The organism is Streptomyces sporangiiformans (genome assembly GCF_005768555.2).
Lineage (GTDB): Bacteria > Actinomycetota > Actinomycetes > Streptomycetales > Streptomycetaceae > Streptomyces > Streptomyces sporangiiformans.
In genome coordinates this window covers 1-10,262 of sequence record NZ_VCHX02000273.1, presented here as the reverse complement: position 1 = coordinate 10,262, position 10,262 = coordinate 1, and the positions used below count along the sequence as shown (strand labels likewise).

Annotated in this window: 9 protein-coding genes; 2 read left to right on the top strand and 7 right to left on the bottom strand. The window is 70.0% G+C overall.

Annotated elements, in window-relative coordinates; all coding sequences use genetic code 11:
- Positions 1-69 precede the first annotated feature (69 nt).
- Positions 70-240, bottom strand: coding sequence for a hypothetical protein (locus tag FGD71_RS47685; RefSeq protein ID WP_162931319.1), 171 nt, complete (start codon positions 238-240; stop codon positions 70-72).
- A 166-nt stretch (positions 241-406) separates the two neighbouring features.
- Here FGD71_RS47685 and FGD71_RS35955 point away from each other — a divergent pair, with 166 nt between their 5' ends.
- Complete coding sequence (locus FGD71_RS35955; RefSeq protein ID WP_119104741.1) at positions 407-1,330, top strand: LLM class F420-dependent oxidoreductase; 924 nt, start codon at positions 407-409, stop codon at positions 1,328-1,330.
- A gap of 79 nt (positions 1,331-1,409) precedes the next feature.
- On the opposite strand, the gene FGD71_RS49345 is transcribed toward FGD71_RS35955, so the two are convergent.
- From FGD71_RS49345 to FGD71_RS35925, 6 genes are all read right to left on the bottom strand, one after another.
- On the bottom strand, positions 1,410-3,395 hold the full coding sequence (locus FGD71_RS49345; RefSeq protein WP_240436936.1) for a cytochrome P450: 1,986 nt from the start codon (positions 3,393-3,395) through the stop codon (positions 1,410-1,412).
- A 79-nt stretch (positions 3,396-3,474) separates the two neighbouring features.
- The gene (locus FGD71_RS35945) at positions 3,475-5,160 is read right to left on the bottom strand and encodes an IS200/IS605 family accessory protein TnpB-related protein (protein WP_240436935.1); all 1,686 of its coding nucleotides are present in this window, start codon (positions 5,158-5,160) and stop codon (positions 3,475-3,477) included.
- Positions 5,161-5,320: 160 nt separating this feature from the next.
- Positions 5,321-5,626, bottom strand: coding sequence for a hypothetical protein (locus FGD71_RS35940; protein ID WP_420878381.1), 306 nt, complete (start codon positions 5,624-5,626; stop codon positions 5,321-5,323).
- A gap of 282 nt (positions 5,627-5,908) precedes the next feature.
- The gene (locus tag FGD71_RS35935) at positions 5,909-7,036 is read right to left on the bottom strand and encodes a glycoside hydrolase family 76 protein (RefSeq protein WP_119104740.1); all 1,128 of its coding nucleotides are present in this window, start codon (positions 7,034-7,036) and stop codon (positions 5,909-5,911) included.
- A 182-nt stretch (positions 7,037-7,218) separates the two neighbouring features.
- Positions 7,219-8,007 carry a DeoR/GlpR family DNA-binding transcription regulator gene (locus FGD71_RS35930; protein WP_119104739.1) on the bottom strand — a complete coding sequence of 263 codons (789 nt, stop codon included), beginning with the start codon at positions 8,005-8,007 and terminating at the stop codon, positions 7,219-7,221.
- Between the two features lie 190 nt (positions 8,008-8,197).
- The gene (locus FGD71_RS35925) at positions 8,198-8,668 is read right to left on the bottom strand and encodes an Lrp/AsnC family transcriptional regulator (protein ID WP_119104742.1); all 471 of its coding nucleotides are present in this window, start codon (positions 8,666-8,668) and stop codon (positions 8,198-8,200) included.
- A gap of 101 nt (positions 8,669-8,769) precedes the next feature.
- Here FGD71_RS35925 and FGD71_RS35920 point away from each other — a divergent pair, with 101 nt between their 5' ends.
- The gene (locus FGD71_RS35920) at positions 8,770-10,170 is read left to right on the top strand and encodes a pyridoxal phosphate-dependent decarboxylase family protein (RefSeq protein WP_119104738.1); all 1,401 of its coding nucleotides are present in this window, start codon (positions 8,770-8,772) and stop codon (positions 10,168-10,170) included.
- Positions 10,171-10,262 lie beyond the last annotated feature (92 nt).

Here is a 10,262-nt window from a genome sequence, read left to right as displayed (position 1 = left end):
GGGGTCTGGGGGCGGAGCCCCCAGGTACGGGATGGGACGGGTAGGGGCGGCGGGGGCGCGGGCCGATGGTCAGGTGCGGTCCGGTTCGTCGGTCCCGGCCCCCGCCGGGGCCGGACGGCGCGGCGAGGAGGGGAGATCGGCGTCGAGCCGCGCCAGATTCGCGTTGAGCACCGCCATCAGCTCCTCCATCTGTTGCAGCAAACTCTTGGGCTGCGACGAGGGAACGGCTTCCTGGGACATGACGGCCTCCTCGGGCCTTCGCCTCCCACGCGGGGAGAACAAGCAACGCGCCGGGCGGTCCGGCTCCGCACGAGCAAACGATCACCATCGGGGCCGGTCACCCGTGGACGAGGGGGAACCTCGAAACCATGGCGTTGACCGACCTTCGACCGTGCAGGATGGAGGCATGGATCTTCGAATCTTCACCGAGCCCCAGCAAGGGGCGACCTACGACACCCTGCTCACCGTGGCGAAGGCCACCGAAGACCTGGGTTTCGATGCCTTCTTCCGCTCCGACCACTACTTGCGGATGGGTTCCGTGGACGGCCTCCCCGGCCCCACCGACGCCTGGATCACCCTCGCCGGGCTCGCCCGCGAGACCAAGCGCATACGGCTCGGCACCCTGATGACGGCCGGTACCTTCCGCCTGCCCGGCGTCCTGGCCATCCAGGTCGCCCAGGTCGACCAGATGTCCGGCGGCCGAGTCGAACTGGGCCTGGGTGCGGGCTGGTTCGAGGAGGAGCACACGGCGTACGGCATCCCGTTCCCCAAGGAGAAGTTCGCCCGCCTCGAAGAGCAGCTCGCGATCGTCACGGGGCTGTGGGCGACGGAGACCGGCCAGACCTTTGACTACGACGGTACCTATTACCAGCTCACCGACTCGCCCGCGCTGCCCAAGCCCGCGCAGGCGAAGATCCCGGTACTCATCGGCGGCCACGGCGCGACGCGCACCCCGCGCCTCGCGGCGCGGTACGCCGACGAGTTCAACATGCCGTTCGCGTCGATCGAGGACAGCGAGCGCCAGTTCGGCCGCGTACGGGCGGCGGCGGAGCAGGCCGGCCGGAAGGACGGCGACCTGGTGTACTCCAACGCGCTCGTCGCCTGCGTCGGCAAGGACGACGCGGAGGTCGCCCGCCGGGCCGCCGCCATCGGCCGCGAGGTGGACGATCTGAAGGCCGACGGTCTGGCAGGTTCCCCGGACGAGGTCGTCGACAAGATCGGCCGGTACGCCGAGATCGGCGCCCAGCGGATCTACCTCCAGATCCTAGACCTCCACGACCTGGACCACCTGGACCTGATCTCCACGCAGGTGCAGTCCCAGCTGCGGTAACCGGACCGCACGCGCCGTGCCGCCCTCGGCCCGGGCCGAGGGCGGCGACCCCGCTCCCCGTCGGGCGGACCGGGACGGGTCAGCTCATGCGGACCGGGAGGGTGCTGAAGCCGCGTGTGATGTTGTTGAGTGCGCGGACCGGGGTGCCGTCGAGGTCGATGTGCTGCACGCGCTCGGCCAGCGCCTTGAGGACGGCATGTGCTTCGAGGCGGGCTAGGCCCTGGCCGGCGCAGCCGTGGTTGCCGAAGCCGAAGCCGAGATGGTCGACGGGGTTGCGGCGGATGTCGAAGCGGTCGGGGTCGGGGAAGTGGCGCTCGTCGCGGTTGGCGGAGCCGTAACTGTGCAGTACACGGGCGCCCGCCGGGATGAGCACACCCTCGCCGAGATCCACCTCGCGGGTGGTGACCCGGGAGAAGACCTGGATGGGGCTCTCGACCCGCACGATCTCGTTGAGCGCGGACGGCACCAGCGCGGGCTCGGAGCGCAGCGCCTCCCACTGCTCGGGATGGCGGGCGAACAGCCACACACCGCTGGACAGCGCCGAGATGGTGGTGTCGAAGGCGGCCACGACATAACCGGCGAGCAGCCCGATCGCGCCCTCCACCGGGATCTCGCCTCTCTTGTGCGCCTCCAGCAGGGTCCAGCCGAAGCCGCCCGGGACGAGGTTCTCCTTGGCGACGACCTCGGCGAGGTATGCCATCAGTGCCTGGACCTTCGGCACCGCGGCCGCGGTGCGGGGCACGTCGGGCCCTGCGGAGTCGAACCAGCCGGCCGCCATGTCCAGCAACTCGTCGCGGCCCTCCTGAGGCCAGCCGATCAGGTCCATGATCACGTGGACCGGTAGGTCCTGGGCGAGGTCGGCGACGGCGTCGAAGCTGCCGCGCTCCAGCAGGGCGTCGGCGAGCCGCTGCGCGCGCCGGTCGATGTTCTCGGCCACCGGGCGCAGGGCGCGCGGGGAGAGCCGCTCGGTGAACAGTTTGCGCTGCTCGGTCTGGGCGGGCGGGTCCATGTGGATCAGCGCGCTGCTCCAGGCCTCGTTGAAGCCGTGGTTGAGCCCGATGCCCTGGGCGGAGGAGAAGGTCTCCCAGTCGCCGAGCGCCGTACGGACCTGCTCGTAACGGGACCCGTCGGCACACCAGTGGTGGCGCAGGGCGGCGACGAGCGCGTGTGAGGCCTGCGCGTCCTCGTCGCCCGCCTGCTCCTCAGCCGCCTCGGCCTCTTCGCGGTACGTCCCGGACGCTCCCTCGTACTCCAGCGCCATCCGCAGATTGCCGTGCTCGGCGCGCAGGCGGGCCAGGCCCTCCTCCTGGCCCGGGCCGTACCATGCGGCGGCCACGTCCTGGGCCAGGCCGAGGAAGAAGTCGCGGTGGCGGCGCAGCAGGCGTCGCTCCTCGCCGGACTCGGACAGGCGCTGGCGGCCGTACTGGCGGATGGTCTCCAGCATCCGGTAGCGGGGGAGACCCTCGTGCTCGGCGGTCAGGACGACGGACTGGGAGACGAGGCGGTCGAGGACGTCCAGGATCTCGTGCCCAGGGACGCCGTTCCCGGCACAGACGCCCTCGGCCGCGTCCAGATCGAAGCCGCCGGCGAAGACCGACAGCCGGTTCCACAGAAGCCGTTCGGCGGGGCCGCACAGCTCATAGCTCCAGTCGATCAGCGCGCGCAGGGTGCGCTGGCGCGGGCGTGCGGTCCGGCTGCCGCCGGTCAGCAGGGCGAAGCGGTCCTCCAGGCGGTCCGCGAGCTGCTCCACGGTGAGGGTCCGCAGCCGGGAGGCGGCCAGTTCCATCGCCAGGGGCAGTCCGTCGAGGCGGGCGCACAGCCGGGTGACGGTGGCCCGGTTCGCGTCGGTGATCCCGAACTCGGGGCGGATGGCTGCGGCGCGGTCCCGCAGCAGCTCGACCGCCTCGTCGGGCACCGACAGCGGCGGCACGGTGAAGACGTGTTCGCCCGCGATGCCCAGGGTGCGGCGGCTGGTCGCCAGGACACGCAGCTCGCGGGCGCCCGACAGCAGCGCCTGGGTGAGCTCGGCGCAGGCGTCGACCAGGTGCTCGCAGTTGTCCAGCACGATCAGCGTCCGGCGCCCTGCGAGGCGTCCCCGGCGAGCTGCTCCAGGACGGGGCGTGCGCCCAGGTCCGGTACCGTTCCTAAGGACTGAGCGGGAGTGAGTCCTGGTGCCAGAACTGATGCTCAGCCGGGTGTCCCGAACGGTCTTGGGCACCCTGGTCTCCCGCTTTCGCTCCACCACCGGGCAGCACGCATCTGGTGCGTGGTCCGGGCGGGTGGGGGCGGGTTTCCTCACGCCGTCGGGCCTCCGGTCGGGCCTGGACGGTCCGATGCCCACCAGGATCGCTCTGGTCGGGGTGGGGCGGTGCCGTCCGTCGCCTGATCGGATGGCCGAGGGCGCGTCGCCCGACCGCGATGCTCGCCGCATCGTGCCGGGACATCTGGCGAGTGGAGGTAGTGAGGGGTTTCTGCCAGTGCTGGGCACCCCACCGGCTGGTGTAGGCGGGGTCGACCGCGACGATGGCGATGCCCTGCTCGGCGGCCATCGACACCAGCCGGGCCTTCAGCTTGGAGATCGGGAAGCGGGAGAGCAGCCGGCGGAAACGCTTGTTGCGGCCGTGCTTCTCGCGGCTCTTCTCCGTCGCGAAGTCGAGGTCCTCGAGGGCGATCGCGGCGGCCCCGCAGCGGCGCGTGTAGTGCAGCAGCCGGCTGAGCGCATGCCGGAGCTGGGCGTCCCGGTGGTCTGTGCTGCCGGTCAGGTCGTAGAAGAAGCGCTGCGGTTCGCCGACCGGGTTGCCGTGACCGTCCAGGCGCCAGGCGGCGAGGTGGTCGTCGTTCATGTCCACCCCCACCACTCCCCGGGCCAGGGCCGCCTCCAGCGCAAGGACGGTGCTGGCGGCGCGTTGCCAGGAGGCGGTGACATACCAGCGGCCGCGTGCGGTGTCGTGGTGGATGCGGTAGGCCACCGCCCGGTTCGCGGTGATCCGGTCGCGCCACTCCTCACCCCGGTGCTGGAACGCCACGGCCGCGTCCAGCACGTACCGGCCGCGGGAGGCGTTGGCCAGGTGGGCCAGCGGCGCCGGGAGCTTGACCGAGAGCCGGCCGGTGTCGGTGACGCGGATGGTCTCGTTGCCGAACTGTTTGCCGGACTCCCCATCGGCCGCCAGGAACATCCGCTCCGCCTGCCACCGCTTGCGCCACGCCTGCTCACTCAGCCCGGCCGCCGCCAGATGGTGACGGGCGTGGGCGAGCTTCTTGCCGCCGCGCACCACCCGCACCCTGCCCACCGCCCAGTCCGCCTCCACCACCGCCAGCCGCACCTTCAACGCCTGCAGGCGGCGCGCCTTGGCATGCCACTCACCGCGCGAGGCATACCCGCGCACGAGACCTTCGCGCTTGTCGGCCTTGGCGCCCAGCGGCCGGGCCAGCCGCGCCTGGATGGATGCCACCTGCCTCCGCAGCCAGTCCATATGTGCTGCCTGGCCGCGCCGCGCCAACGCCCACTGGTCATGCGTGGCCTTGGTGATACTGCCCGCCCACCGCGCCGACGACGTACCTGTCAGCGCCCGCTTGCGCACCGCCCACGAGGCGGCATCGTGCGCCAAACCCTGCCGGGATCGTTCCGCGAGATCCGATGCGGCCAGCGAGCCGAGGAAGACGCCGACTTCGGCCAGCACCGCCGCATCCGACGCGCTCACCCGCAGCCGGCCCCGGATCGCCACCCCAGCTGGGCCGGGCACCACGAACGATGCCGCCAACTCCCGCAGCCCGCCCACCCGTTCACCCCAGCCCGCCTCGAAGACCCCGTCACCGCACTCAACGAGCATCACCCGCAAAGGTCACCCATTCGACCCACAAACCCTCGTTCCCCTTCCCGAAGAACGGAGACCAACAACGCACCCCACGGCAAGCAACACCGTCCCGACGCAGGCGCTGGCCGGCAGCCAACCGCATCCGGCCCCGGCACTCACTCACGCTCGCCAGAAGTCACTCCCGCTCAGCAAACCGGCAGCAGTTCACAACCCCGAGCGCGGTCGCGGTCGCGTCCGCCACGGCCGACGGGTCCCGTACCGGGGCCAGGTCCACCAGCCACACCCCGTCCGGAAAGCCCTTCCCCGACGCCGCGGCCGCCTCCAGGGCCAGGCGCGTCTTGCCGACACCGCCCACGCCGGTGAGCGTCAGCAGCCGCGCCGTCCCCAGCCGGCGGCGAATCTCCGCGATGTCGCGCCGCCTGCCCACGAAGGTGGTGAGGGCCGCAGGCAGGTTTCCCGCGTGTCGTGACGTACCGGACACGTTCCTCTCACCTCCCGCCGGTGGGAACCGTAGGGCAACGCTAAGGAAACCTGTCGGTCGCGGGCAAGCCGTGGAACGGGGGCCGTCCCCCACACCGAGCCTGGATGAGCTGGTGACGGCCGGATCACCGTCGGGCTCGGGGGCTCGGGGAGGGGGGCAGGTCGACGGCCTCGACGGTGAAGCCATGCCGGCTGATCCGGGCCTGTGGCAACTCCGCCCGGTGCACTGAGTGTTGGCCGTCCTGAGGGGCGGCACGCGCAGTGCACCGGGCGGGTTCGTGGGTCACAGAACGGAGGTCAGCAGCGACACCGCCGATTCCTGACGGCCGATGGTCGCTTGGTCGAACGGTCCGGCCCAGCTCAGTCCGTACTGATGCGAGCTGTTCCGGCTGGTCGTGTACGCGGAGGAGGCCTGTGCGCGCAGGTAGCTCCGGTAGGGATGTCCGGTGAGGAGGGCGTCGAGTTCGCCGAGATTACGGGCGAAGATGCCCTTGAACGCGGCCTGGTCGGAGTTGCAGTCGCCCACCGCCTGGCAGGGCTCGGTCAGGATGCCGTTCTGGGTGAGGGACGGACTGGCGATCACCGCGTCGGCGATGTCGCGGGCGTCGGTGAGCAGGCTCTTGTCGCCGGTGGCCTTGTACAGCTCGGCGAGCCCGCCCAGGACCACTCCCTGGTTGTAGGTCCAAGTGGTGCCGCCGTTGTTGGCGCAGCCGCCGCTCTGGGTGTTCAGGCCGTCGTTGACGAGGTGATCGCCGTTGATCATCCCGCTGTCCTTGAACCACTGCCACGCTTCGAGGGCGTGGGCCAGGTAGACCTTGTCACCGGGGATCCGGTTGTGCAGCGAGGCGGCGAGCTTGATGTACAGCTCGATGCTGATCGCGTTCTTGTAGCTCTTGGCCGGGATGTCCCACCAGATGCCGCCGCCACAGGTGTCGTCCCAGTAGTCGCGCATGTACGCCTCGTCCAGCTCCGCGATGTCGAGGTACTTCTGGTCGCGGGTGAGGTCGTACATACGGGTCATGGCCAGAGCCCACCAGCCGGTGTCGTCCGTGGAGTCGGCCCTGAACTCGCCTCCGCCCTGCGGCCACCACTCCAGGGGGGCGCGCTGGACGGCGATGGTGTTCTTGACCTCGGACATGTATTTACGCGACCCGGTCTTCGCCATGTAGTCCAGAAGCGCCTGGAGGGCGTTCCCCGACTGCCACCACGGTGATTCGGGTTGCCAGCGGCCGGTCTCCTGGTCGTAGAAGCCCATCATCGCGTCCACGGCCGCGGTGGCCCTGGTGCGAGCGGTGGTGGGGACGGCGGGAGAGGCGGCCTGGGTCGGTACGGCGGTCGCGAGCAGGGACAGAACCACACCGCAGGCGGTGGCGCCCGCGGTGGTCCACAATCTTCGAGCCCATCTGTGCATGTCGGGAACTCCTTGTGTAGAGGGCGCTGCTCCTTGCGTGGGGGGTAGGGGTAGGACGGTGCGGGTGCGGACTGAGGGGTGGAGGGGCGGCGGGGTCCAGCCGTGAAACGAACGGCTTCCTTGCCGTCTTGAGGTCACGCGTTCTCACGGCCATGCGGTCATGCGGTCTTGCAGTCACGCGGTCACGCGGTGATCACCTTTCCGCCCGCCTGGCGGCAGAAGTCCAGCGTCCGAGAATCGGCGCCGGCGGTGGTGACCAGGACATCGACGTCGGAGAGCGAACAAAGGCGCAGGCTGCCGGTACCAGGGAACTTGGTCTCGGCGGCCACCAGCACCACGCGGTCGGCGCCCTCGATCATCGCCTGCTTGATGGGCGCCTCGACGGCCATGTCGTCGACGACGTGCCCGCTGGCGCGCACACCCGTGCAGCTCAGGAAGAGCAGGTCGGCGCTGATCTGACGCAGCGCCGTCTCGGTGAGCGAGCCGACCAGGGACTGGTAGTTGCGGCGCAGTACGCCGCCGAGCAGGACGAGTCGTACGGTGTCGTCGTCCCGCAGCTCGTCCAGCACGGCCACGTTGCTGGTGATCACCGTGACCGGGCGGCCGCGCAGTTTGCGGGCGATCAACGACGTGCTGGTGCCGATGTCCAGAACGACCACGCTGTCGTCCGCGACGAGTTCGGCGGCTCGGGCGGCCATCGCCTCCTTCATCGCCATGTCGTGCGATGCCGAGACGTCGAACGGATCTTCGCTGAGGGCTCCCTCCGCCGCGGCCTCGACGCTCGCGCGCAACGACAGGGCGGCGCCGCCGTAGGTCCGGATGAGCTCGCCGTCGCGGTCCAGCCGCGTCAGGTCGCGGCGGATCGTGGACTCGCTCACTTGGAGCCGCTCCGCCAGGTCGCGTACCGAGGCCACACCGCCCGTCGTCCGGAGTGACTTCACGATCCTCGCGCGCCGCTTGCTCGATGTCACGCGCTGAAAGTAGCAGCGTTTGACCGACTTCAGCCATACATGGGGACTTGATTTCCCCTTGGATGGTCGAAGTTCGTCAAATGCCTGGCATCCTGCTCGTGGTTGAGCATCCAGATGCCTCGGGCGGTCGCGGGGGAGAGGCCCTGAATGAGAACTCGACCGTTCCGCAGCTCGAGCCATCCGCTCCATGTCAGGGACCGGCGTGTCGCTCCAGCAGGGACCGGACACTGAAGGGCTGTACCTCGAGCAGGACGATGGTGGTGTTGGACCGGACAACCCCAGGCGCTTCCAGCAGCAGGTTCGTGATGCGGTGCAGGTCTTCGGTGTCCCGGGCGACAACGCGGGCGAGCAGGTCGCCGTCGCCGGTGGTGACGAGCAACTCGACCACCTCGGGAATGCGCAGGATCGCCTCACGGGTGGGCTGCCCCACGCGCTGGCTGATCGACATCGTGATGAGGGCCAGCAGCGGATAGCCGAGACCCGCGGGTGCCACGCGCCGACTGTGCTCCCTCAATTGCCCGCTTTCTTCAAGTCGCTTCAGACGCGCCTGCACGGTGTTGCGGGCCAGACCGAGTCGGTCGGCCAGGGCAACGGTCGTGGCCCGTGGGTCCGCGTCGAGCGCCAGGAGGATCCGGGCGTCGAGAGCGTCGACGTTTCGCATGGTGCTCAGTATGGCACGGCGCGGGCGCGCCGCATTGAGCATTCTGCTCATATATCTGGCCGCATATTGCGCATTCCGATGCGCCTTCCTAGGTTCTCGCCATGCAAAAAGCGCAATGCGATAACACGTCAGCGAACAAGGCGCCCCGCGTCGACCGCCGGGTGTGGGGTGATGAGGACGAGATCGTGGCGGCCGCGATCGACTACGCGTGCCGGCGCATCCTGCAGGCTCCGGATCCGGTGGCAGGCGCCCGCCCCGCCGCCGACCTCGCTCTCGCGGCCGGTACGGCCATCGCCCCCTGGGGGATCGGCGGCGCCGCGGCCCTCAACCTGTTCGACCGAGTCCTGGCACCCGCCACCCGCGCCCAGAACGGGACGATGAACCTCGCGTACATTCCTGCGGCTCCCACCCGTGCCGCACTCGCCTTCGACGCGGTCACCAGCGCGGCGAACATCTTCGCGGGCACCTGGGAGGCGGGAGCCGGCGCCATCCACGCCGAGAACGAGGCGTTGGCCTGGCTCACTCAGTTGCTCGGATGGCCCAGCACCGCAGCAGGATGCTTCGTCAGCGGCGGCACCATGGGCAACCTCTCGGCTCTCATCACGGCCCGCGCCGCTGCCGCCGCATCCCGGCCCCGGCCGACGGACGGCTGGAAGATCGTGTGTGCCGACAGCGCCCACTCCTCGATCAGGTCCGCGGCACAAGCGATGGACGTCGCGGTCGTTACCGCACCCCTGGACCAGCGGGGACACCTCACCGGAAGTGCCGTGAACGCGATCCTGGATTCCACGACTGGCGTATTCGCCGTGGTGGCGACCGCCGGGACCACCAATGCCGGTCTGATCGACGACCTTGATGACATCGCCGAGGCGTGCGAACGCCACCAGGTGTGGCTGCACGTCGACGGTGCCTACGGCGGAGCGGGCCTGGCGGCACCCAGCGTGCGCCACCTCTACTCCGGCGTCGAACGCGCCGACAGCTTCATCGTCGATCCTCACAAATGGCTCTTCGCCCCCTACGACTGTTGCGCACTGCTCTACCGGGATCCCGCAGCGGCACGCGCCGCGCACAGTCAGTCGGCGCACTATCTCGACGCCATCGACCGTGACGTCCACAACCCGGCGGACCTGGCCCTCCACCTCAGCCGCCGTGCCCGCGGTCTGCCGTTGTGGTTCAGCCTGGCCGTGCACGGAACCAAGCGGTACTCGCGTGCCGTGGAACAGACACTGACCACCAGCCGACTGGTCGCCGCCGCCGTACGCGCCAGTGACTATCTACGCCTGACGATCGAGCCCGAGCTTTCCGTCGTCCTCTTCGAACGCCCTGGCTGGGGCCCGCACGACTACGCATCATGGTCCGCCCGTGCCGCCGAAACGGGCGCCATGCTGTGCGTGCCGACCCAGTGGAACGGCGCAACTGTTCTGCGCTTGGCCTTCGTCAACCCAGACACCCGTGCCAGCGACGTCATCGACACGCTCCGCACGCTCCGCACGCTCCGCTAGCGCGTGACCGGCTTGGTCAGGCTGCGGGCACTAGGGCCTGTGTCGAAAGTGGCGTCGCCCGGCAGGCGCCACTTTCGACACAGGCCCTAGGG

What these genes read in the sequence shown, in the direction of transcription:
- FGD71_RS35945 (WP_240436935.1), bottom strand. Translation starts at nt 5,160, where the DNA reads ATGCTCGTTGAGTGCGGTGACGGGGTCTTCGAGGCGGGCTGGGGTGAA.
- FGD71_RS47685 (WP_162931319.1), bottom strand. Translation starts at nt 240, where the DNA reads ATGTCCCAGGAAGCCGTTCCCTCGTCGCAGCCCAAGAGTTTGCTGCAA.
- FGD71_RS35920 (WP_119104738.1), top strand. Translation starts at nt 8,770, where the DNA reads ATGCAAAAAGCGCAATGCGATAACACGTCAGCGAACAAGGCGCCCCGC.
- FGD71_RS35935 (WP_119104740.1), bottom strand. Translation starts at nt 7,036, where the DNA reads ATGCACAGATGGGCTCGAAGATTGTGGACCACCGCGGGCGCCACCGCC.
- FGD71_RS35955 (WP_119104741.1), top strand. Translation starts at nt 407, where the DNA reads ATGGATCTTCGAATCTTCACCGAGCCCCAGCAAGGGGCGACCTACGAC.
- FGD71_RS35925 (WP_119104742.1), bottom strand. Translation starts at nt 8,668, where the DNA reads ATGCGAAACGTCGACGCTCTCGACGCCCGGATCCTCCTGGCGCTCGAC.